General features: G+C 51.3%; 21 protein-coding genes. 6 read left to right on the top strand and 15 right to left on the bottom strand.

Going from position 1 to position 22,680, the window contains the following annotated elements; all coding sequences use genetic code 11:
• Positions 1-9 precede the first annotated feature (9 nt).
• The 6 genes from hemB to hemA are packed head-to-tail and all read right to left on the bottom strand — an operon-like array spanning position 10 to position 6,341.
• A complete protein-coding gene (gene hemB / locus CLV36_RS05040; RefSeq protein WP_106341934.1) occupies positions 10-984 on the bottom strand; it encodes a porphobilinogen synthase in 975 nt (324 codons plus the stop codon).
• 57 nt (positions 985-1,041) lie between these two features.
• A complete protein-coding gene (gene cobA / locus CLV36_RS05045) occupies positions 1,042-2,556 on the bottom strand; it encodes a uroporphyrinogen-III C-methyltransferase (protein WP_106341935.1) in 1,515 nt (504 codons plus the stop codon).
• Complete coding sequence (hemC, locus tag CLV36_RS05050) at positions 2,553-3,479, bottom strand: hydroxymethylbilane synthase (RefSeq protein WP_102992029.1); 927 nt, start codon at positions 3,477-3,479, stop codon at positions 2,553-2,555. Before hemC ends, cobA begins: the two co-directional genes overlap by 4 nt.
• A gap of 16 nt (positions 3,480-3,495) precedes the next feature.
• On the bottom strand, positions 3,496-4,143 hold the full coding sequence (locus tag CLV36_RS05055) for a precorrin-2 dehydrogenase/sirohydrochlorin ferrochelatase family protein (protein ID WP_106341936.1): 648 nt from the start codon (positions 4,141-4,143) through the stop codon (positions 3,496-3,498).
• A 24-nt stretch (positions 4,144-4,167) separates the two neighbouring features.
• The gene (locus CLV36_RS05060) at positions 4,168-4,983 is read right to left on the bottom strand and encodes a cytochrome C assembly family protein (protein WP_106341937.1); all 816 of its coding nucleotides are present in this window, start codon (positions 4,981-4,983) and stop codon (positions 4,168-4,170) included.
• A 14-nt stretch (positions 4,984-4,997) separates the two neighbouring features.
• Positions 4,998-6,341 carry a glutamyl-tRNA reductase gene (gene hemA, locus CLV36_RS05065; RefSeq protein WP_102992026.1) on the bottom strand — a complete coding sequence of 448 codons (1,344 nt, stop codon included), beginning with the start codon at positions 6,339-6,341 and terminating at the stop codon, positions 4,998-5,000.
• Positions 6,342-6,604: 263 nt separating this feature from the next.
• On the opposite strand from hemA, the gene CLV36_RS05070 reads away from it, so the two are divergent.
• From CLV36_RS05070 to map, 6 genes are all read left to right on the top strand, one after another.
• Complete coding sequence (locus CLV36_RS05070) at positions 6,605-7,321, top strand: glycoside hydrolase family 25 protein (protein ID WP_106341938.1); 717 nt, start codon at positions 6,605-6,607, stop codon at positions 7,319-7,321.
• Positions 7,322-7,495: 174 nt separating this feature from the next.
• On the top strand, positions 7,496-8,500 hold the full coding sequence (locus CLV36_RS05075; RefSeq protein ID WP_106341939.1) for an ABC transporter substrate-binding protein: 1,005 nt from the start codon (positions 7,496-7,498) through the stop codon (positions 8,498-8,500).
• Positions 8,501-8,503: 3 nt separating this feature from the next.
• On the top strand, positions 8,504-9,286 hold the full coding sequence (locus CLV36_RS05080) for an ABC transporter ATP-binding protein (protein ID WP_022736022.1): 783 nt from the start codon (positions 8,504-8,506) through the stop codon (positions 9,284-9,286).
• Positions 9,270-10,094, top strand: a complete 825-nt coding sequence (locus CLV36_RS05085) for an ABC transporter permease (protein ID WP_022736021.1) — start codon at positions 9,270-9,272, stop codon at positions 10,092-10,094. The genes CLV36_RS05080 and CLV36_RS05085 overlap by 17 nt, the downstream gene beginning before the upstream one ends.
• 155 nt (positions 10,095-10,249) lie before the next feature.
• Complete coding sequence (locus CLV36_RS05090) at positions 10,250-10,720, top strand: hypothetical protein (RefSeq protein ID WP_022736020.1); 471 nt, start codon at positions 10,250-10,252, stop codon at positions 10,718-10,720.
• A gap of 17 nt (positions 10,721-10,737) precedes the next feature.
• Positions 10,738-11,493 (top strand): type I methionyl aminopeptidase, encoded by a 756-nt coding sequence (gene map / locus CLV36_RS05095; protein ID WP_106341940.1) that lies wholly within the window; start codon positions 10,738-10,740, stop codon positions 11,491-11,493.
• A 16-nt stretch (positions 11,494-11,509) separates the two neighbouring features.
• Here the strand turns inward: map and CLV36_RS05100 are convergent, their stop codons facing one another.
• From CLV36_RS05100 to clpP, 9 genes are all read right to left on the bottom strand, one after another.
• Positions 11,510-12,442 carry an ABC transporter permease gene (locus tag CLV36_RS05100; RefSeq protein WP_022736018.1) on the bottom strand — a complete coding sequence of 311 codons (933 nt, stop codon included), beginning with the start codon at positions 12,440-12,442 and terminating at the stop codon, positions 11,510-11,512.
• Positions 12,435-13,328: an ABC transporter permease subunit gene (locus CLV36_RS05105; protein ID WP_022736017.1), complete on the bottom strand. Its 894-nt coding sequence runs from the start codon at positions 13,326-13,328 to the stop codon at positions 12,435-12,437. The genes CLV36_RS05100 and CLV36_RS05105 overlap by 8 nt, the downstream gene beginning before the upstream one ends.
• 167 nt (positions 13,329-13,495) lie before the next feature.
• A complete protein-coding gene (locus CLV36_RS05110; protein WP_106341941.1) occupies positions 13,496-14,593 on the bottom strand; it encodes a D-alanine--D-alanine ligase in 1,098 nt (365 codons plus the stop codon).
• A 34-nt stretch (positions 14,594-14,627) separates the two neighbouring features.
• Positions 14,628-15,236, bottom strand: a complete 609-nt coding sequence (gene yihA / locus CLV36_RS05115; RefSeq protein WP_022736015.1) for a ribosome biogenesis GTP-binding protein YihA/YsxC — start codon at positions 15,234-15,236, stop codon at positions 14,628-14,630.
• Entirely contained in the window at positions 15,217-17,562 is a 2,346-nt protein-coding gene (gene lon / locus CLV36_RS05120; RefSeq protein ID WP_022736014.1) for an endopeptidase La, read from the bottom strand. Before lon ends, yihA begins: the two co-directional genes overlap by 20 nt.
• A 151-nt stretch (positions 17,563-17,713) precedes the next feature.
• Positions 17,714-19,390, bottom strand: a complete 1,677-nt coding sequence (gene lonB, locus CLV36_RS05125; RefSeq protein WP_106341942.1) for an ATP-dependent protease LonB — start codon at positions 19,388-19,390, stop codon at positions 17,714-17,716.
• 106 nt (positions 19,391-19,496) lie between these two features.
• Entirely contained in the window at positions 19,497-20,633 is a 1,137-nt protein-coding gene (locus CLV36_RS05130; RefSeq protein ID WP_245888295.1) for a lipid II:glycine glycyltransferase FemX, read from the bottom strand.
• Between the two features lie 160 nt (positions 20,634-20,793).
• Positions 20,794-22,062, bottom strand: a complete 1,269-nt coding sequence (gene clpX, locus CLV36_RS05135; protein ID WP_106341943.1) for an ATP-dependent protease ATP-binding subunit ClpX — start codon at positions 22,060-22,062, stop codon at positions 20,794-20,796.
• A 16-nt stretch (positions 22,063-22,078) separates the two neighbouring features.
• Positions 22,079-22,660 (bottom strand): ATP-dependent Clp endopeptidase proteolytic subunit ClpP, encoded by a 582-nt coding sequence (clpP, locus tag CLV36_RS05140; RefSeq protein ID WP_022736010.1) that lies wholly within the window; start codon positions 22,658-22,660, stop codon positions 22,079-22,081.
• Between the last annotated feature and the right edge of the window lie 20 nt (positions 22,661-22,680).

Genomic DNA, 22,680 nt, shown 5'->3' on the forward strand with positions numbered 1-22,680 from the left:
TGCATTGGCTTATCCTTTTCGCAACCAGCGGGCGATGTCTTTGGCATGGTAGGTGATAATGAGGTCAGCACCAGCACGTTTAAACGAAAGCATGGTTTCCATCACTACTTTTTCCTCATCAATCCATCCATTGAGCGCCGCGGCTTTGATCATGGAGTACTCCCCGCTCACATTGTAGACAACGACGGGCAAATCAAACCGCTCTTTCACCCGATAGATCACATCCATATAAGACATCGCTGGCTTGACCATCAGCATATCGGCCCCTTCAGCGACGTCGGATGCCGCTTCCCGCATGGCTTCACGGGCGTTGGCTGGGTCCATCTGATACGAACGGCGGTCACCAAATTCCGGAGTGGAGTGGGCTGCATCACGGAATGGACCATAGTAGTTGGAAGCGTATTTCACAGCATAAGACAGAATTGGAATATGCGCGTAACCCGCCTCATCCAAGCCTTTCCGAATCGCGTAAACAAACCCATCCATCATATTGGAAGGAGCAATCATGTCAGCGCCCGCTTCCGCTTGCGACACGGCGGTCGCCGCCAACCGGCGCAGGGAGGGATCATTGAGCACTTCCCCATTTTCCACGATACCGCAATGGCCGTGCGAAGTGTATTGGCACAAACAGGTGTCGGCAATCACATAAAAAGAAGGATGCGTTTCTTTGATCTTGCGAATCGCTCGTTGCACAATGCCATGATCGTGGTCTGCTTGGCTACCCACCTCATCTTTCTCGGCGGGCACACCAAAAACCATCAAAGATGAGATGCCCAATGCCTTGAGTTCCTCCAACTCTTCTTCAAGCCGGTCTAGCGACAAGTGGAACACGCCAGGCATTGATGGCACTTCATTTTTAATGTTCTCCCCTTCAACCACAAACATGGGGTAAATCAAATCCTCCACATGCAGATGGTGTTCGCGCACCAAGTTACGGATCACTTCGTTGGCGCGTAAACGACGATGGCGCATGAATGGTTGCATTGCGACTACTCCTCTCTGTTCCTTGAGCCTGAGTAAACTCTCAGCATTTCGGGTGCGTTACAATTGTTTCATTGTCTCCACAAGCCCGTCAATCGTGTATGTTTCAGCGGTCGCATCGACTCGCACTCCAAGTTCCCGCGCAGTTTGTGCGGTGATGGGGCCGATGCACACAACTTTCGTTGACGCCAGCAATTCCTCGGCTTCTTCTGTGACTGATCGCACTGCCTTCAAAAAATTGCGTACGGTGGAAGAACTTGTGAAAGTAATCACATGAATGGCGCCTTCTTGCAACAGTTTAACTACTTCGGATGCCTCCGTTGCATCTGCTACCGTGTCATAAGCATCGACTTCCGTCACATGGCATCCCATGCGCGCCAGTTCGGTCGGCAACACCTTGCGGGCGATATTCGCGCGCGGTAACAAGATTTCCTGCCCCGCTTTCACCAAGGGGCGCAAATGCTCAACCAACGCTTCTGCTTGATACTCCCCTGGCAAAGATTCAACCAGCAACCCTCTATCAAGCAAGGCTTCCGCTGTTTTAGCGCCTACCGCCCCGATGCGCGCCCCGGCCAATGTCCGGATATCGATGCGCAATTCGCGTAAGCGTTTGAAAAAACAGTCCACCCCGTTGACGCTGGTGAAGATAACCCAATCATATTTATCTAGTTGCTTGACGGCTTCATCGAACACATCCTGCCGTTTGGGCGAAGTGATCCGAATCACCGGGAACTCTATGGCTTCTCCGCCTAAGGCTTCGATTTTTTCAACCAGCGCGCTGTTCTGGCTACGCGCCCGGGTCACTAAGATCCGTTTGCCAAACAAGGGCTTTTTCTCAACCCACTGCAAACGTTCGCGCAATTTCACTACTTCACCGACAACAATGACAGCCGGGGAGCGTAATCCGGCCTCCTCTACCTTCTGCACGATGTCTGCAAGGGTGCCGACAATGGTGCGCTGTTCCGCCCGCGTGCCCCAGCGAACCAATGCGATCGGTGTGTCCTCGGAGCGTCCGTGCTCCAGCAAGCTACTCACGATATGCGGCAGGTTACTCACACCCATCAAAAACACCAGTGTCTCCGAAGCCAGTGTCACCTTATCCCATCGAACCGACGACTTAATTTTCTTGGGGCACTCATGTCCCGTCACCACTGTAAAAGACGTATTATAATTGCGATGTGTCACGGGTATACCCGCGTAAGCAGGCACAGCAATGGCAGAAGTGATACCGGGAACCACCTCAAAAGCGATGCCCTCTTCCACACAGCATTCCGCCTCTTCGCCACCTCGGCCAAAGATGAAAGGGTCGCCTCCTTTGAGGCGGGTGACCACCTTGCCCTCCTTCGCCTTTTCCACAATCAGTTCATTGATCTTCTCTTGTTTAAGCGTATGGCGATCAGGTAGCTTTCCCACATAAATCAATTCCGCACCAGGGCGTGCGTGCTTTAACAGCTGGGGATTCGCCAGACGGTCATAGATGATCACATCGGCTTTCTTGATGGCTTCCAAGCCTTTCACTGTGATGAGACCTGGGTCTCCGGGGCCCGCACCCACCAAATACACTAAGCCGGTCATCCGACTAACCCCTCTCGCACCTCACTCAACAATTCCCCTGCGCCCTGTTCCTTGAGCTCCGCGGCTAATTCTCGACCTACGGCTTTTTCATCCGAACCCTGTTTGATTCCTTTGATCACTCTGGTTCCGTCCGGATGCGCGACCAACCCAGTCAGACACACCTCATCACCGAGCACTTCCGCATGCGCGGCCAGCGGCAAATGGCAACCTCCTTCAAATGCACGCAAGAAGGCCCGTTCCGCTTGAACCGCCCGCGCCGTCTCTACATGATGAATTTCCAACAGCAATGCCAGCAGTTCATGGTCGTCTTCGCGGCACTGGATCGCCAAAGCCCCTTGACCCACCGCCGGCAACAAGATATCCTTCGACAGGGTTTCCGTCACCTTATCCTGCCAGCCCATACGAGCCAGTCCGGCCTGCGCCAACAAGATCGCATCAAATTGCCCTTCTTCCATCTTAGCAATGCGCGTATCCAGATTGCCACGCACCGGTTTCACCTTCAAATCGGGACGGTAAGCCAATATTTGCGCTTGGCGGCGCAAACTGCTGGTGCCGACCACCGCGCCAGATGGCAATTCAGCCAAAGAAAGACCGTTCCGCGACAACAGGCTGTCACAAGGGTTTTCCCGTTCAGGAATCGCTCCGATCACCAATCCCTCAGGCATTTCTCCCGGAAGGTCTTTCATGCTGTGAACCGCAAAATCAATCCGCCCATCCAACAGCGCCTGTTCAATCTCTTTGACAAACAGTCCTTTGCCGCCCACTTTTGACAAGGTCACATGAAGAATCTTATCCCCTTTGGTCACAATCTTTTCCAATTGGACGGTCAGATCAGGACGTACCTTCTTCAGTTGTTCGACCACCCAGTTGGTCTGGGTTAAAGCGAGCAGGCTCTTTCTCGTTCCTACCGTAATCGTGCGCACGCGTCCAACCTCCATTCTAGGTTTGCGGGGACAAGGCGTGATCCAACCACTGATACATCTTGCTCCGCACTTTCTCCGGATTGGCCCGGCACTCTTCCAACCATTCTTCGCCGGCCAATTCTTTCACCAATCGGTACCGTTCTTTGGGAACCGGTACGCGTTGTTGAATGATCCCGCGCATTTCTTGAAGCAACTCCAAGTGCAATTCATACTCTTCCCCATACATCGACGCCAATTGGTCGCGTATCATTTGGGCCAGGGAAGGGCTGGCCCCGCCGGTGGAAACGGCAATGCAGAGCTTGCCCCTCGTCACCGTCGCGGGAACGGTGAACGTGCACAGCTCTGGATGGTCGATCACATTCACCCACTGGCCGCGCGCGTCGGCTTCGTGGCGGATCTGAACGTTGACCTCCGCTTGGTCGGTCGCAGCGATAACCAAGCGGCATCCCTCATGATCTTCCCGCCGATAAAGGCGACGCCGCCACACAATCTCACCGGTGTCCGCCCATTGCGCCAACTGAGGAGTCAGCTTCGGACTCACCACGGTGACCAAAGCTCCCGCATCGAGTAGCCCTCGCGTTTTCCTTTCGGCCACCTTGCCGCCCCCTACCACCAGACAGCGCAATCCGTTGATGTCCACCATCATGGGATAGTATTTTTTCATCTCCTGAACCCCTTATCGCCCGAATCATATCCAGTGATGAAATGAAAAACCGGAGCGTGTGATGATATAATTGCTCAACACGGCAAACAGGGACAACAGCGTCCACCAAGCCAACTTGCGGCCATGCCACTGGCGCCTCGTCCACTTCCACAAGATGAATGCGTACAGCGCCAACACCCAGAGCGAGCTCCACACCTTGGCATCCTCCCAAAACTGGGCGCCGATTGTTTGGTACGCGTAAATCGCCCCCAACGTCATGGCTGTCAACAACAGGCTGGTGCCCAATACTAACAGCCAGGCCGACATCCCTTGTAAACGGTCGAGACTGGGAAGACGCCGCAACAAATCATTCCATTTTTTTTGTTTCAACAAATAATTGTTCACCAAATAAAGACCCGCTCCAATGCTGGCCAAAGAGAAAAACGCGTTGGCCATCATTGCTAGCGTCACGTGCAAAAAAACCAATTCCGACAGTAGCAGCTTCTCCATAACGGGTGATGATGACCTCACAAAAAAAAGATGGATGGCCAGCATGATGAAACTCAAAGAGTTGGCAATAAAGAAAAGAATGGACATCCGATACACAAAATGCATGACCAAGGTAAAGCTGATCAACACCCAACTATAAATGGACAAAGCGTCAATACTGGCAGAAATGGGAATCAGCGCCAATCGCTGTACGACCAACACGATGGTCTGTAAGACCCACACCCCTGATAAAAAGAGGATGGACAATTGTTCCAACCGCTTGCTAGGGCGCAACAGATCGGCAAATGAAAACGCCAAGCTGATCGCATAGACGTACACCATGAAATCGATGATCCAACGCTCTTGGAACAAAGGCGCCTCCCCCTTTAAGCGTTTCCGCTGGCAAGCGCTGCCGTGTTAGGAAGCTCGACAGAATCAGACTCTTCTTGCTCCTGCTCCGCATTCAGCTGTTTTTCAAGAGCGAACAATGCGACGAACATCTCTTGCGCCAATTCTTTTTGAGGGGACGTTGCCAACTCTTTGACCCGCACGATGGGGTCACGCATCAATTGGTTGACAATGCTTTTGGTGTGCTTGCGGATGACGCGCTTCTCCTTCTCCGTCAATTCCGGAAGTTTGCGTTCGATCCGCAACACTGCCTCTTCTTGGATGGCAAGTGCCTTATCGCGTAAAGCGGTGATGAGCGGAACCACCCCAAGTGTGTCAAGCCACTCGTTGAACTGCCGCAATTCTTCTTCGATCCACAGCCGCACTTTGGCCGCCTCTTGTTCCCTAATCGCCATGTTGGCGTCAACGATTCCGTTCAAGTCATCAATATCATACAAAAACACTTGGTCGAGCTCATGGATCGCCGGATCGATGTCCCGCGGCACCGCAATATCAATCAGGAACAAAGGGGAGCGGCGCTTCTTGAGCACAGGCTCGACCATCGCCCTAGTCAATACAGGCTCCTTGGCGCCAGTCGAGCTCACAACGATATCCGCCTTTAACAGGGCGGGGATCAGCTCGTCCCATGTCCGGGCCTCGCCTTGAAACTTGCGCGCCAATTCCTCCGCTTTGCTGAGCGTGCGGTTGACCACCAACACCCGGTTGGCGCCGATTGCATGAAAATGCTTGGCGGTGAGCTCACTCATCTTTCCAGCTCCGATCAACAGAATCGTTTTGCCGGAAAAAGAATCAAACATTTTCTTGCCCAATTCAACCGCCGCATAACTGACGGACACGGCGTTCTGTCCAATTTCGGTCTCCGAGTGGACGCGTTTTCCAAACGTGACCGCTTGTTTGAACAACGCATTAAACAGCGTTCCCGTCGTCCCCGTCTGCTGGGCGGTCAGAAACGCTTGCTTCACTTGTCCCAGAATCTGCGTCTCTCCCAACACGAGCGAATCCATTCCGCACACGACGTGGAACAGATGACGCACAGCTTCTTGATTCGCTTTCACATAAAGGTGTTCGGCAAACCCCTCTTTGGGCAACCGGAACCAGCTTTCCAAAAAGGCTTTCGCATAATACTCTCCTGTGTGCAGTTGGTCAGCGACCACATACAGTTCCATGCGGTTGCAAGTGCTGACAATGACACATTCGAGCACACTCTTCATGTCCCGCAAACTCTTTAGCGCTAGCTGAAGCCGGTCTTCCTGAAACGCCAACTGTTCTCTGATCTCCACTGGAGCTGTTTTATGGTTTAAACCAATTACTAGCGTATGCATGCTTTGTCACCCCGAACTTCAGTTTAGCCGCTTTTCGGGCTAAGCTGGCCGAAAAAATCATTCTTAATCAAATTACATTATAGCACAACCTTTTTCAATCCCAAGTTCTGGGCTGTGAACAGATTTTGAAGGGCCGGGCAGATGGCGGCATGGCAATCGGAGAATTTGTCGGCCATTGTTCATCTTTTTGCTCCCTTGCCAACTTGTTCAACAAGTGCTTCCCTTTACAATATAAGTTGACAGCATTGAGAGAGGAAACTGCTATGAGACCTTATCTACGCTACATCCTCATCCTAATCGCTATTGTCCTCCTGTTGACTCTCGCCGCCGCACTCGAATACTTTGGGATCATTTGGCACAATGACCTGTTTGCGTGGCCTTATCAAGTGAAAGGCTTAGATGTTTCCCATCACCAGGGTGACATTGATTGGCATACGGTCCAGGCCGAAAATGATTTTCACTTCGTGTTCATCAAAGCCACTGAAGGACAAGACTTCATCGACAAACGCTTTAAGGAGAATTGGCGGGAGGCGAAAAAACAGGGATTGCTCGTGGGCGCTTACCATTTTTTCTCCATGCAAAGCCCGGGCGCGCGACAGGCGGACAATTTTATCCGCACCGTCCCCAAAGAGCCTGACAGCCTGCCCCCTGTGATCGATGTGGAAATCCACTTAAACCACGACCGACAGAAAGTGCATCGGGAGTTGCTGGTGCTCTCCCAGCGCTTGGAACAATACTATGGCCAAAAACCAATCCTTTATGTGACGTATGATACATACGGGCAATACATCGAGTCTAGCTTCCCGACTCATCCCATTTGGATCCGCGACATCAAAAAATTCCCTACCTTAGACCGGGACTGGCTTTTCTGGCAATACAGCAACCGCGGGCGTATCCGAGGCATAGACACATATGTGGACATCAATGCCTACCATGGGGAGCTTGACGAGTTTCTACAACGCTTCACCACCGTGAAGTGAAACCTCCTAGACTAGCTTGGACGGGGAAGATGGCGCTGGCAATGCTTCCGGCACCGCCTTCCCCTTCATTTAGGCCATGAAAATGATTAAACGGCAGAATATTTACAATTTCTTGTCAAATTTCGCCGGAAATGTCAAAATGAAATTAATCCAATGAAAAAGAGGTGGCGTTTGATGGCAAAGAAAATCAAGCCGTTTTGCATCCGGTTGTTGATATTCTGCATCGTTTGTCTGCTCGCCGCCTGTTCCCCCTCTACCCCGTCGAATCAAATCCGACTGGTCGAGGTGACGCATTCCCTCTTTTATGCCCCACAATACGTCGCTCTGAGCAAGGGCTTTTTTAAGCAGGAAGGGCTTAACATCGTGTTAACCAACGGCAACGGCGGCGACAAAACGATGGCGACCCTTCTCTCTGGTGACGCCGATATCGCTTTGGTCGGTGCCGAAGCCGCCATTTATGTGACCGCCCGCTCCACCAACCAACCCGTCAACGCCTTTGCTCAACTGACACAAACCGATGGGACATTCCTCGTCTCGCGGACACCCATTTCCTCATTTAAATGGAGCATGTTAAAAGGAAAAAACCTGCTTGGCCAGCGGCGTGGGGGGATGCCCCAGATGGTGAGCGAATATGTACAACGCATCAACGGCTTAGCCCCTCATCAGGATGTTAACATCATCCAGAACGTAGACTTCAAAAACTTGGGCAATGCGTTTCTCGCAGGAACTGGCGATTTCGCCCAACTGTTTGAACCCACTGCCTCCAAAATCGAGCAAGCCGGCAAAGGAACCATCGTCGCTTCTTTCGGCAAAGACAGCGGACGCCTGCCATATACCTGTTATCTCGCCAAAGAGAAATGGCTTGCGCAACATCCTGATTTGGCCCGGCGTTTCACCCGCGCCATCTATCAAGCACAACAATGGGTCGCTTCTCACTCCGCTGAAGAAGTGGCCACCGCCATCCAAAGTCATTTCCCCGACACCAGCAAAGACATCCTGATCCGCGTCGTAAAACGTTATCAAGAGCAACAGTCCTATGCCACTTCCCCGATGATTGAAAAGCCAGAGTACAATCACCTGTTACGCATTATGAAAGAAAGCGGGGAACTGCCCAAATCCATACCTTACAGTGAGCTGGTCAATTCGGAAATCGCCAGCCACGTGGTAAAGGGGGGATAAAACATGGCTTCAGACTACGCGGTACAGATTGAATACCTCACGCACACTTACTTTACCAAGACGGAAGAGGTAACCGCCATCCGCTCGCTCTCCCTGACCGTCCAACCCGGGGAATTCGTGGTCTTGGTCGGTCCTAGCGGCTGTGGCAAGAGCACCATCCTCTCTCTGATCGCAGGATTAATCACCCCCGCCAGCGGGCGCATTCAGTTGTTTGGCGACCCGGTGAATGGCCCTTCTCCCCGAATCGCCTATATGCTGCAAAAAGACGGACTGCTGGCATGGCGCACCGTCGCACAAAACATGATCCTCGGCTTGGAACTTCGCCGACAAGCCACCGCCGCGGCGATCGCCGACACACACCGGCTTCTGGATGAAATGGGCTTATCCCATGTAGCCCACCACTACCCCCACCAACTGTCAGGAGGCATGCGACAACGCGTGGCCCTCGTTCGCACCTTGGCGGTACGCCCCGATCTTCTGCTATTAGATGAACCCTTCTCCGCACTGGATATCCAAAACAAAATCCACTTGGAGCACCTGCTGACAAACGTGTTGAAAGAGCAACAGAAAACAGCCATATTGGTCACCCACGATCTGGAGGAAGCGATCGCCATCGGGGACCGCGTCCTCGTCATAGGTGGACGACCGGGGCAAATCAAGTACACACTCCCGATTCCGGCAGACATCCGCGCGCTTCCCCCTCTTGAAGCGAGAGCCCACCCATCCTTCCGTTCGTTGTTTAGCGAGTTGTGGCGGGAGGTGAATCGCATTGAAAAGCTGGCTTGAGCGCGGTGCGGCAAGTCCCCATCACGCCCTTTATCTGCGTCGGCTCCGCATCCGGCAAACATGGGTATGGGTCCTTCGCATCCTGATCTTCATCGCCTTTGTGGCAGTGTGGGAAGGGGCGGCCCGTGTCGGCTGGATTGATCCGTTTCTCTTCAGTAGTCCGTCTCTCATCTGGTCGCAGGCGGTACAATTGGCAACAGCAGGCGAACTGTTCCATCACATCGGTTTGACATCATTGGAGACCGCCGCCGGATTCATCCTGGGCACTGTCGGCGGGATTAGCTTGGCCACATGCATTTGGGCGTCTCCGTTTCTGTCACGCGTGCTTGACCCTTACCTCGTCATCTTAAACAGCATGCCTAAAGTGGCCTTGGGTCCTTTGTTCATTGTGACATTGGGTGCCAATGGCGCCTCCATCCTGGCCATGGCTGTCGCTATCACGATCATCATTACTACCTTGGTCATCTACACCCGCTTCCAGAGCGTGGATGAGAGCTATCTGCACCTGGCCCGCTCGTTTGGCGCCACCCGCAGCCAAATCTTCCGCAAAATCATCTTCCCTGCCTGCATCCCCGACATGATTGCCGCTTTAAAAGTAAATGTGGGATTAGCCTGGGTAGGAGTGATCGTCGGCGAATTCCTGGTGTCCAAAGCAGGACTTGGTTATTTGATCATTTATGGATTCCAAGTGTTCAATCTCAATCTGGTCATGTTGAGCTTGGTGGTAGTGGCCATCATCGCCACTGTGATGTACCAATTGATCGCTTGGTTGGAAGCCCGGTTGTTGCGCCACCGTCAGCGCGGTTGATGTAGTGGTCGCCGGCAACCAAATTATCGGATAAAAACGGGGGACGTCTGACACCGACGCCACCCCGTTTTTCATTTTTCTGTCCTGACTCGTCGCTGAATTGTGATAAGATGGAAAAGGAAAAATCTACTGATCTTCAAGGAGAGACGCTTTTCATGCAATCAAAGCTGATCGGATTTATCCTGATCCTTGGCGGAGCCTTGTTGTTGGTAACCAAATTTGAACTCGCTCCGCTCCAATCATTTATCACCTGGCCCTTTATCATGTTTTTAATCGGAGCGATCCTGCTATTTGTCGCTTTTCTAAAACGAATCGGCTCCTTGGCCTTATGGGCTGGGTTAATTGCCTTTCTCGGATTGTCGGTCTGGGGCATAAAATATGTAGAAGGCTGGCCCAACCACTGGAGCATCCTGCTCGTCTTCGTCGGTTTGTCCGTCTTGTTACAGTACCTCCTCACCAAACACAACATGAGCGGGATCGTGGGCGGCATCTTGGTCTTGACGGGTGTGGTCGCTTATCCGGGTGTCACGGAACTGCCGATCGTTTCCCCTGTCACCACCGTTTTGCATAACTATTGGCCGGTTTTTATTGTCGTTTTGGGATTGATCTTCTTGTCCAAAAAATAATGCGAGGAGTCAAGCCAATGAGCAAATCATCGGAAGGGATTCGTCACATGCGAACAGCCGGCCGAATTTTGGCTGCCTGCCACCGGGAAATTCGCAAACGCATCCGCCCGGGCGTTTCCACTTGGGACATCGACCAATGGGTAGAATCCTATTTAAAGCGGCACGGGGCCACCCCAGAGCAAAAAGGATACATGGGCTATCCTTACGCCACTTGCGCTTCCATCAACGATGAAGTCTGCCACGGATTTCCCCGCAAAACCCCACTCTCAGAAGGCGATATCGTAACTATCGACATGGTGGTGAACTATAACGGCTGGTTGGCCGATTCGGCTTGGACTTACCCCGTCGGCGTGATCAGCGAGGCTGCGCAACGGTTGCTAGAAGTCACCAAAGAATCGCTGTACCGCGGAATCGCCCAAGCACAAGTGGGAAACCGCGTCGGTGACATCTCCCACGCAATTCAAACTTTTGCCGAATCTAAAGGGTATGGCGTCGTTCGCCCGTTTATCGGCCACGGGATCGGGCAGCACATCCATGAAGAGCCAGAAGTGCCCCACTATGGACCGCCCCACCAAGGCCCATTGCTAAAAGAAGGCATGGTGATCACCATTGAACCGATGCTGACATTGGGCAACCATCATGTCACCATTGCAGCAGATGGCTGGACAGCCAAAACTGTGGACGGCAGTCTCGCGGCCCAATATGAACACACCATCGCCATCACCAAAGACGGCCCGGAGATTCTAACTGATCAAGGCGAAGCGGGCGCCTGACAAAAAAGCGCCCGCTTCACACGTATGGATATTCCTCTCGCTCCCGCTGGTAACCCCGCTCCAGCCCCCGCGACACCAAATATAACGAAAACAGCAACAACAAAAACAATCCAACCGGGATCAGGATAATTTCCGGATAAGAAATGACAAAGCTTTTGTTCTGCGTCAACAATCCCGCCCACTCAAATGAACGAGTGATCGCATGTTCCCGTTCAAACACATTTTCTATGCGAATCATTCCGCCGACAAACACCCCCAACACCCCCAGTTGTCCCAACAAATTTAACACCAGGATACATTCCTGAAACATAAACAAAGCACCCACATCTTTCAACCACGGCCACAAGTGCTTACGCGCTAGCCACCATTTGCTGCCACCCATGAGTTTCGAGGCCTCCACAAACGCTTGCCCCTTCCATTCAATCACATATGCTTTAAAAATATGTGCCACCTGTGGGATACCGATCAACACCAACACCGCCAGTTGAATCAAGGCGATGGTCAGCACCTCCACACTTTCCATTTGGTTGATGTTAAACAACAGAAAAAAAGCAATGAAAAACACTGGGAATAGCCGGGCTACCCGCATCAGCGTACCATCCTGGCGGCGCTTCCCTGCCTGCGGGGACAATCCTTTTAGTACGCCAATCATCCCACCAAACAAGATGCGAAGCCCCGCTACCAACAAAACGGTCAGCAATGTGTAACGCAGCCCCAACAGAACCAACGTCAACATATCGCGACCAAACGCATCCGTCCCCAACCAATGCCTCTCCGAAGGAAGTTCTGGCGGCCCGACGATTTCCCCAGCCCTGACGGGGAGCAAAAACATTTGATGAGGAGAGTAGGGAATCACCCACGGCCCGATGAGCGCCACCAGCGACAATAATAAAAGCAACCCCATTCCTGTATAAAAAGCGACTGGACGGCGTAATTTCCGTTTAATCATGAGCTACCCCCCTGACAATCAGCGAAAATGCCAGCCGCATCAAGCCGTAAAGGCACATAAACAAGATGACCAACAGGAACAGCGAATTGACCAACACTGGATAGGTAAGCAGTGGCGTAATCTCAAACTTATGCAGGATAAACCAACCCACACCATTAACGTTCATCCACTGCTCCACAACAATCATACTTCCGATCATCGCGGACACCAATTGGGGCAAGTGTGCCCTTACCTGTGGCAACACATTGCGCAAGACATGCCTGTTGAGAATGGCCGAGCGCGGAATGCCTTTTGCTTTGGCTAACAATACATACTCTTTGCTCAATTCGGCATAAGTGAGATGGGAAACCAGACGCACAACGTAGACAAAAGGCAAGATAAATAACACCAATATCGGCAACAACACCGCCTCTTCTTGCTCGATGGTCATCACATTGGCGAGCAGCACTCCTGTTCGCTTATACACCCAGATGACCAATAATTGCAATGTCATGGCCATCATGAGATCGGGAACTACATTGCAAAACCCCACCACTTCTTTCAACCAACCTGTGGAACTGGCAAACCGCACTCCCACCCAGATCCCAAGGAACAAGGCGATCACCCCGGCTCCGCCCACATAAGCGCAAGAATACCAAAACAGCGGCCAAACCGCCTGCAAGAAATTTTCATGCACCAGCTCCAAGTTATGTAATCGGTTATACATCAAACTTTCGCCACTATAAATGCCAGCGAAATAGTCAACCACCGAGTGAATTGCTTGACTAACCGATTGAATCTGCTTAGTTGGCTCCACTATCTCTCCAAACGGCAGCAAAGGGCACAGCGCCAACAAAAAGACCAGCGCCAGCACGGCAAAGAAAGACGAACTCCAACGGCGTATCATAAGATCGACTCCTGCCTTTGTTGTTATAAATATCAAACAATTCCAATATAACATATAAATTCTTTTTCATTTTTTCAAATAGCCTTTCCACTCGGCCGCTTGCCTCCCTTGTATATTGCAACAAAACACAAAACCCCCTTTCCAAATGGAAAAGGGGTCTCTTGTTGTTATTCAGCGGCAAAGTCGGTGCGAAGTTGGCTTTTTTCCTCATATCGTTCCAGGGCCAGCTGGATCAATTTGTCTACCAGTTCCGCGTAGGTCAAGCCGGAATGCTCCCACAATTTTGCATACATGCTGAATTGGGTAAACCCTGGCATCGTGTTGATTTCGTTCAACAAGATCTCACCCGTGTCTTTGCGGATGAAGAAGTCCACCCGCGCCAGTCCGCTACCATCAATGGCCTTAAACGCGCGAATCGCCATTTCGCGCAGTTGCTCGGCGGTGTCTTGAGGCAGTTCAGCGGGAATGCGCATGACCGATTTGCCATCGATATATTTTGCTTTGTAATCATAAAACTCATTGGACGAGACAATTTCTCCCGGCACAGAAGCTTCCGGTTCGTCATTGCCTAATACCGCAACTTCCACTTCATGAGCCGGCACAAATTCTTCGACCACGATTTTCCGGTCATACGCCGACGCCAAAGCGAGCGCCTCGATCAGTTCCTCACGGTTTCTCGCTTTGGAAATCCCCACACTTGAACCGAGATTAGCCGGTTTGACAAAACAAGGGTAACCCAATTCCTTTTCGATGCGCGCAAGCACCGCTTCTTGATTGCGCACCAAGTCAGCCTTCAAGAAAGAGACATAGTTGGCCTGTGGCAAGCCGGCTTCGGCAAACACCTTTTTGGAAACGGCTTTATCCATACCAACGCTGGAAGCCAGTACACCAGCGCCTACGTAAGGGATGTTGGCAATCTCCAGAAATCCTTGAATCGTCCCGTCTTCCCCATAAGTACCATGCAACACCGGAAACACGACATCGATCTCTTCTCGCTGAAACGCAGGCAATGCATGCGTCCCGGTCGTCACGGCGGGCATCATCTGTTGCAAGCGGTTGATCTCCGCCTGTTCCGCCTTTCCTTCCAACATCGGCAATGCAGCTTGCCCCAATAGGAACGATCCTTCTTGAGTGATACCAATGGGAATGATGTCGTATTTCTTGTGATCCATCGCTTTCATCACTGAAGAAGCCGAAGCCAAAGAGACCTCATGCTCTCCCGATTTTCCCCCAAACAGTACGGCCACCCGTAATTTCTTGCTCATCCTTCCCCACCCCTTCTTCTGTTATGACTCATGTTTATGTGGTTAGCTCTGCATTCTGTTCTTCCATTCGTTGGGTGATTTCCCGCCACACTTCATCGCGCCCTTGTCCCGTTTCGGAAGAAAAGCAGATGAGTGGGTCTCCTTTTTGAAGCTCAAGCCCTTCTCTGATTACTTTCAAATGTTTCTGCCATTGCCCTTTTGAAATCTTATCCGCTTTGGTTGCCACGACAATGGTTGGAATGCCGAAATGCTTCAAGTATTGATACATATTGTAATCATCATTGCTTGGCGGGTGGCGCAAGTCAACCACCTGAATCACCGCCTTGAGCTCGTCGCGCTGACTCAGGTACGTTTCCATCATCTTTCCCCAAGCATTGCGCACGCTCTTAGGCACTTTGGCGAAGCCGTAGCCCGGCACATCAGCAAAATATAGGGCATCATTGATCTTATAGAAGTTGATCGTCTGCGTTTTGCCAGGCTTGGAACTTGTACGGGCCAAGTTTTTGCGCCGAATCAGGCAGTTGATCAACGAAGATTTGCCCACATTGGAACGCCCAGCCAGCGCGAATTCTGGCAGGGCGTCGTCTGGATACTGCGCCGGCTTCACAGCGCTTATCACAAATTCAGTTGTTTTCACGATCATAAGGATCCCTCACTAACGCCAACTTCAACACCTCATCCATTTGGCTGACCGCGGTGAAAACCAAATCTTTGCGAACGCTTTTTGGAATTTCCTCCAGGTCTTTTTCATTGTCTTTTGGAATGATCACATGTTGAATGCCGGCTCGATGAGCGCTGAGCGCTTTCTCTTTTAATCCACCAATCGGTAGCACCCGTCCGCGCAACGTGATCTCCCCAGTCATCGCCACAAAGCGGGATACCGGAATGTTGGTCAAGGCCGACACCAATGCGGTAGCCATGGTAATCCCGGCGGATGGCCCATCTTTGGGAATCGCTCCTTCCGGCACATGAACATGAACATCCATTTTCTCATGGAAATCGGGGTCGATGTTGAGCGCTTCCGCCCGGGAACGAATGAAGCTGAACGCCGCTTGCGCCGATTCTTTCATCACGTCCCCCAGTTGACCGGTCAAGGTCAATTTTCCTTTGCCCGGCAAGAGTGAGACTTCAACCGATAACGTATCGCCGCCTGTCTCCGTCCAAGCGAGACCGGTGGCCATGCCGACTTGATCTGTCTCTTCTGCCCGACCATACCGGAATTTTTCTGGGCCGAGGTATTCTTCCAAATTCTTGGCCGTGATAACAACTTTATTCTTCTTACCCGACACAATCTGCTTGGCAGCTTTACGGCATAATGTGCCAATCGTGCGTTCCAGGTTGCGTACGCCCGCTTCCCTGGTATAATGGCGAATCAGCTTCAATGTAGCCGCTCCCTGAATTTGCAATTGCTCTTTGGTCAGCCCATGTTCTTTCAGTTGCTTGGGAATCAGGTACGATTTGGAAATTTGCTCCTTTTCCAGCTCAGTGTACCCGGAGATGTAAATCACTTCCATCCGATCCAAAAGCGGGCGTGGAATGTTGTGCACAGCGTTGGCCGTGGTTACGAACATCACTTTGGAAAGGTCAAAAGGAATTTCTATGTAATGATCGCTGAATGTGTTGTTTTGGTTCGGATCTAAGACCTCCAACAACGCTGCTGATGGATCACCACGGAAATCCATTGACATTTTATCAATTTCGTCCAGCAAGAAGACGGGGTTCGCGCTACCGGCTTGCTTCATCCCCTGAATGATCCGTCCGGGCATCGCACCCACGTAGGTGCGCCGGTGGCCGCGAATTTCCGCTTCATCGCGCACGCCGCCTAGGGAAATCCGCACAAAATGACGATTTAATGCCCGTGCGATGGAACGCGCCAATGACGTTTTCCCCACTCCGGGAGGACCCGCCAAACAGAGGATTGGCCCTTTCAACTGTTTCACCATCTGCTGCACGGCCAAGTATTCCAAGACCCGTTCCTTTACCTTTTCAAGTCCATAATGGTCTTCATCCAAGATGGTTTCCGCTTTGGCCAAGTCCAGATCGTCCACAGTCACCCGCTGCCACGGCAGGTCAAGCAACCACTCGATGTACGTGCGCACCACGCCGCCTTCAGCAGATGTGGTCGGGATTTTCTCCAAACGATCGATCTCTTTTTCGATCTTCTCTTTGACCTCCTCCGAAGCTTCTAATTCTGCCAGCTTCTCACGCAACTCTTCCGCTTCGGCGAGGCGCCCTTCTTTTTCTCCCAACTCTTTTTGAATGGCTTTCATCTGTTCGCGCAGATAATATTCTTTTTGCGTTTTTTCCATTTGTTTTTTCACGCGCGAACTGATTTTCTTCTCAAGCTCCAGCACTTCTTTCTCGTTGTGGATGATGGCGAGCAATTTTTCCAAACGCGCTTTGACATCAATCGTTTCGAGAATGGACTGTTTGTCGGAAATCTTGAGGGGCAGATGAGAAGTGATCACATCGGCAAGGCGTCCCGGTTCTTCAATGTCAGATACGACAGAATAGGTTTCAGGAGAGACTTTTTTGGACAGGCGCAAGTATTGTTCAAAATGGTCCAATACGGAGCGCATCAGGGCTTCCGTGTCCATATCTCCCTCATCTATGCCTGCCAATTCTTCATAAGTGACGATATAACATTCTTCTGAATCTACATATTCCTTGATACGGGCTCTTTTTAACCCTTCCACCAGAACCCGAATGGTGCCGTTGGGCAATTTAAGCATCTGCCTCACTTTGGCGACCGTGCCGATCTCATAAATGTCTTCGGCCAAAGGTTCTTCTATTTGAATTTCCTTTTGTGTCGCAAGTAAAATATGATGTTCATCATCAACCATTGCCTTTTCCAAAGCTTGAACAGAGCGTTCCCGCCCCACGTCCAAATGCAAAACCATTGTCGGAAAGACAATCAACCCTCTTAAGGGGAGCAAAGGCAATGTGCGTTCCTCTTCTTTTACAGCCATACATGCACCTCCGTTGCTGACACTCAAGGAACTGAATAACTTTGTACGATTTTATCTTATTCGATTTGTTTTGTCTATGACATAACCAAGTCGGATTCCCACTGCGGGAGGCCGACTTGGCACGTTTGACCAGGTCAATTCCGCTCTTACATCACACTGGTGCCGAGGTGGGGGCAAACACGGACGGCACAGTCGCGTCCTCGGTCTGCTTTTCCTCCTCTACAAGTGCCAGATCCAACACCGCTTCAATCCGTTCTACGGGAATTACTTCAATCCCTTCCATGTGCTCGAAAATGGATTGCATATTCTCACGCGGTATCAGCACTCTGTTCGCACCTGCTTGTTTGGCCGCATCTACTTTGGCTATGATCCCCCCCACTGGCTTCACATAGCCGTGTATGCTCAATTCACCCGTCATCGCCAAGCGATGATCTACGGGTTTCCCTTTGATTGCCGAATAGATAGCCGTGGCGATCGCCACCCCGGCCGAAGGGCCATCAAGCGGCATGCCGCCTGGGAAGTTGATATGCAAATGATAATCGTCGGGATACAGGTCCGTGCTTTGCCTCAAGACAGTGATCACATTTTCAACGGAACCCCGAGCCATGCTTTTGCGACGGATGGTACGCTCGCGCCCGGCCATCTCTTCTTCTTCGACCACTCCCGTGATCTGGATGCACCCTTTGCCTGATTCTGCGGGTGTAGCTGTCACTTCGACCTCGATCACGGTGCCAAGATGAGGGCCGTACACCGCCAATCCCGTCACCAATCCCACTTGCGGGGCGACAGGCATTTTCTGCTCTGGCCGCGGATTGAGCTGACTACTGTGGACAACCCATTCCACATCTCTCGCCTCAACCACTCGGCGATTTTCCGACAAGACAAGCCCGACAGCGGTTTGGACGATGTTTACCGCGTCACGCCCGTTCGTCGCATAACGGGTGATCACTTGAACTGCTTCCGGCTCATAGTCAAAATTGATGCGTTTCAACGCTTGTTCGGCCACTTGTTCGATCTCATGTGCTAACAAGGGACGGAAAAAGATCTCCATGCACCGGGAGCGAATGGCCGGTGGGATTTCAGCAGGCGTGCGAGTGGTGGCGCCGATCAGTCGGAAATCAGCGGGTAGCCCATTTTGAAAAATATCATGGATGTGACTGGGGGTGTTGCTATCTTCAGAGCTATAGTAAGCGCTCTCGAAGAAAACTTTGCGGTCTTCCAACACTTTCAGGAGCTTATTCATCTGCACCGGGTGCAATTCACCGATCTCATCGATGAACAAAACTCCCCCATGCGCTTTTGTCACCGCTCCGGGTTTAGGCTGGGGCACGCCGGCGACTCCCATCGCCCCCGCCCCTTGGTAGATCGGGTCATGCACAGAACCGATCAGCGGGTCTGCGATACCCCGTTCATCAAACCGCGCCGTCGTCGCATCGATCTCCACGAATTTGGCATCGCGGGTGAAGGGCGAAGCGCTATTTTTAATGGCTTCTTTCAAAATAATGCGCGCCGCGGCCGTTTTGCCCACCCCTGGCGGACCATAAATGATCACATGTTGGGGATTGGGGCCGCACATGGCCGCCTTCAACGCGCGTATCCCTTCTTCTTGCCCGATGATTTCGCTCAATTCCGAGGGCCGGGTCTTTTCCGCCAATGGTTCCGTAAGAGAAATCTTGCGCATGGATTGCAATTTCTCCAATTCCCTCTTGGCTTCGCGATCCACGGCGCTACGGTTTGTCTGTTGGCTTTTAAGCAAGTTCCAAAAGTATAACCCGATGACGATGGAGAAGAACACTTGTAAAAACATGAGTAAAGCAGTCCAACTCATTTGACGCCCATTCCTTTCTGCTTCGCGGAACTCACCGTTTCTTTGTTTTGTATTATGACCGCCAACATGAAGGGCTACTCATGTTTTTATTTCCTTCCCCGCCGTCCTAACGCCGTTTCATATACATGTCAAACGCCCAGTGCAACATCGGTATCACCGGGTAATCCCATTCGCCGACCATTTCGCACGCTTCGCCCCCAAAACCCATTTTGAAATGCAACAATTCAAAATTAGGGTGGTTCTCGTCCAACGTAGTGCTGATCCCACGGAAATCAAAGATGCGATCTCCCTGCTGATAGGCGTCTTGGATCATTTTCCAACGCAACAGATACGGAGAAGGCTCTTCCATTGTTTCGCTCAACCGGGCGTTATATAAATCCCAGGTGTGGCCGTCGACGCGCACAGCAAGCGATGTGCTCAACAGCTTGTCCCTCTTGCGGGCCAAATAAAGGCGAACGCGATAAGGGTCTTCCAATATCAACGTTTCAAACATTTTTTCAAAATAAGACACATCACGAACTTGCGATTTTTCGCGTTTTGCCGCTAAAGCCAGTAGCCGGTGAAATTCCGGCAAATCCCGCTCCGTGCCCAATTGAACGCGAATCCCGTCCCGCTCCGCATTCTGGATGCGGTTTTGCCAGTAAGGATGGAACCCTTTATATACTTTTTCCAGTGTCTTGTTTTTCATGTTGAGCCGATACACAAACTGCGGTTGCACCGTTTCAAAACTATCTTCCACCACATGCTTCCGCCATCCCATGTCAGCCAATTCCTGCTGAACGTATTCTACCGCGTTGAACACCTGATCTGGCCGGATATCTGTCAACCGTCTCCCACGCAAACCGTGTGATTTGAATTCCTGGATGGATTGATTGATCGTATCACAAGACCATTTCCGGCGCACCAGCGGAGGGTCCATTTTGACGCTGAATACTTGCCTTTGTTTCAAATGATTGAATAAGGGAGCGAACCATTCTTTCATCTTGCGGTCGGAAAACCAGTCGATAATCGGACCGCGAGGTATGTATGCCAAAAATTTATTCATGCCTGGCACTTTGCGGTACAGCACAACCGCGCCGCCAACCATCTTGCCATCTTTGTTTACCCAGCCTAAGAAATCACTATTCCATTGCCACTCCCGCTTGAGATCAGCCCATGAAGGGTATTGCAAAAAATTGCGATAAGGTTGGGTTTTGACAAAATTGATATAGCGTTCACGATCAATTGCAACAATTTTCAACATATCCCTTTCACCTCTTTCTTTATCGAAAAAGCAGCCCTACCCCACAAGCAGTAGAACCGCTCCATTGTCGAATGGAAACTCCTACATTTTAACATATCACGACTAAATGAAAAAAGCATCTGCCTTGGAAAAGCAGATGCCAAATTTCGCGCTTTTATGGCTAAGCGGTTTCTTCTTGTTTGTTGTTGAGAACGTGCCCTTCTTTTGTCATCAATTTTGGGGGCACACCATGGATCACCGTTTCTTTGGTAACCACGCACTTGATGACATCATCCCGGGACGGCAACTCAAACATGACATCAAGCATGATCGACTCAATGATCGCTCTCAAGCCGCGCGCACCCGTTTTGCGTTTGATGGCCTCTTGAGCAATCGCCTCCAAGGCCTCCATCTCGAACTCCAACTCAACATTGTCCATTTCGAGCAGTTTTTGGTACTGCTTGACAAGAGCGTTTTTGGGCTCTGTCAAAATGCGCACCAATGCGGTTTCATCCAGCGGTTCCAAGGTGGAAATGACCGGCAGGCGACCGACGAATTCGGGAATCAATCCGAATTTCAACAGGTCTTCCGGCAGAACCATCCGCAAGAACTCGCCTGGCTTCATGGTGACCGTTTGCGTATCCATGCCAAAACCGATCACTTTTTTGCCGATCCGGCGCTTAATGATGGTCTCCAATCCATCGAAAGCGCCACCGCAGATGAACAGGATATTGCTGGTGTCGATTTGGATGAACTCTTGATGCGGGTGTTTACGCCCGCCTTGCGGAGGCACGCTCGCAACAGTTCCTTCCAAAATCTTCAGCAGTGCTTGTTGCACCCCTTCTCCTGAAACATCACGGGTGATAGATGGGTTCTCCGATTTGCGGGCAACTTTGTCGATTTCATCGATATAAATGATGCCGCGCTCGGCCTTTTCAATATCGTAATCGGCAGCCTGTATCAGTTTGAGCAAAATGTTTTCCACATCTTCCCCAACATATCCCGCTTCCGTGAGTGAGGTTGCGTCGGCAATGGCGAAAGGAACATTCAAGATGCGAGCCAGCGTTTGGGCCAGCAAGGTTTTCCCGCTCCCCGTGGGACCCAGCATCATGATGTTGGATTTTTGCAATTCTACCTCATCCGACTTGGCCGTATGTGAGTTGATGCGTTTGTAGTGGTTGTACACCGCGACGGACAGCGATTTTTTCGCATGTTCCTGGCCGATGACGTATTGATCAAGGATTTGGCAAATCTCTTGCGGTTTGGGCAAGTTCGCCAAGTCGATATCCTCTTCGTTCCCCAGTTCTTCTTCAACTATTTCGTTGCACAGCTCAATGCACTCGTCACAGATGTAAACACCCGGACCTGCGACCAATTTGCGCACTTGATCTTGCGATTTGCCGCAGAAGGAACATTTGAGCTGCCCTTTTTCTTCGTTGAATTTGAACATGTCTCTCACCCCTTTCCTAAGTCCGTGCCATCACCTGATCCACGAGGCCGTATTCTTTCGCTTCTTCGGCACTCATAAAGAAGTCACGATCTGTGTCGCGCGCAATCTTATCCAATGGCTGCCCAGTGCGTTCAGCCAGAATTTTGTTAAGTTGGTCTTTGGTGCGCAAAATCCAATCCGCGTGGATCTTTATGTCGGAAGCTTGCCCTCTGGCGCCACCCAGTGGTTGATGGATCATCACTTCACTGTTTGGCAGGGCATAACGTTTCCCTTTGGTTCCAGCCGCTAGCAGGAAAGCACCCATGCTAGCCGCCAGTCCCACACAAATGGTGGATACATCGGGCTGGATATGGTTTATGGTATCGTAGATAGCCAATCCAGCCGTCACGGAGCCGCCGGGAGAATTTATGTACAAATGAATGTCTTTTTCCGGGTCTTCTGCGCTGAGAAACAACAATTGGGCTACAACGAGATTTGCGACGTTATCATCAATCGGACCGCTCAGAAAGATGATCCGGTCTTTCAATAGCCGGGAGTATATGTCGTACGCACGTTCGCCCCTGTTGGACTGCTCCACGACCATTGGCACTAAAGGCATAGGAAACACCTCATTTCGGA

Origin of the sequence: Laceyella sediminis (genome assembly GCF_003003125.1) — a bacterium.
In the GTDB taxonomy this organism is placed as follows: domain Bacteria; phylum Bacillota; class Bacilli; order Thermoactinomycetales; family Thermoactinomycetaceae; genus Laceyella; species Laceyella tengchongensis.

Excerpts from the sequence above, each read along its gene's own strand:
- hemB (WP_106341934.1), bottom strand. The coding sequence starts at position 984 with ATGCAACCATTCATGCGCCATCGTCGTTTACGCGCCAACGAAGTGATC.
- cobA (WP_106341935.1), bottom strand. The coding sequence starts at position 2,556 with ATGACCGGCTTAGTGTATTTGGTGGGTGCGGGCCCCGGAGACCCAGGT.
- CLV36_RS05055 (WP_106341936.1), bottom strand. The coding sequence starts at position 4,143 with ATGAAAAAATACTATCCCATGATGGTGGACATCAACGGATTGCGCTGT.
- hemA (WP_102992026.1), bottom strand. The coding sequence starts at position 6,341 with ATGCATACGCTAGTAATTGGTTTAAACCATAAAACAGCTCCAGTGGAG.
- CLV36_RS05070 (WP_106341938.1), top strand. The coding sequence starts at position 6,605 with ATGAGACCTTATCTACGCTACATCCTCATCCTAATCGCTATTGTCCTC.
- CLV36_RS05075 (WP_106341939.1), top strand. The coding sequence starts at position 7,496 with ATGGCAAAGAAAATCAAGCCGTTTTGCATCCGGTTGTTGATATTCTGC.
- CLV36_RS05080 (WP_022736022.1), top strand. The coding sequence starts at position 8,504 with ATGGCTTCAGACTACGCGGTACAGATTGAATACCTCACGCACACTTAC.
- CLV36_RS05090 (WP_022736020.1), top strand. The coding sequence starts at position 10,250 with ATGCAATCAAAGCTGATCGGATTTATCCTGATCCTTGGCGGAGCCTTG.
- map (WP_106341940.1), top strand. The coding sequence starts at position 10,738 with ATGAGCAAATCATCGGAAGGGATTCGTCACATGCGAACAGCCGGCCGA.
- CLV36_RS05100 (WP_022736018.1), bottom strand. The coding sequence starts at position 12,442 with ATGATTAAACGGAAATTACGCCGTCCAGTCGCTTTTTATACAGGAATG.
- CLV36_RS05105 (WP_022736017.1), bottom strand. The coding sequence starts at position 13,328 with ATGATACGCCGTTGGAGTTCGTCTTTCTTTGCCGTGCTGGCGCTGGTC.
- CLV36_RS05110 (WP_106341941.1), bottom strand. The coding sequence starts at position 14,593 with ATGAGCAAGAAATTACGGGTGGCCGTACTGTTTGGGGGAAAATCGGGA.
- yihA (WP_022736015.1), bottom strand. The coding sequence starts at position 15,236 with ATGATCGTGAAAACAACTGAATTTGTGATAAGCGCTGTGAAGCCGGCG.
- lon (WP_022736014.1), bottom strand. The coding sequence starts at position 17,562 with ATGGCTGTAAAAGAAGAGGAACGCACATTGCCTTTGCTCCCCTTAAGA.
- lonB (WP_106341942.1), bottom strand. The coding sequence starts at position 19,390 with ATGAGTTGGACTGCTTTACTCATGTTTTTACAAGTGTTCTTCTCCATC.
- CLV36_RS05130 (WP_245888295.1), bottom strand. The coding sequence starts at position 20,633 with ATGTTGAAAATTGTTGCAATTGATCGTGAACGCTATATCAATTTTGTC.
- clpX (WP_106341943.1), bottom strand. The coding sequence starts at position 22,062 with ATGTTCAAATTCAACGAAGAAAAAGGGCAGCTCAAATGTTCCTTCTGC.
- clpP (WP_022736010.1), bottom strand. The coding sequence starts at position 22,660 with ATGCCTTTAGTGCCAATGGTCGTGGAGCAGTCCAACAGGGGCGAACGT.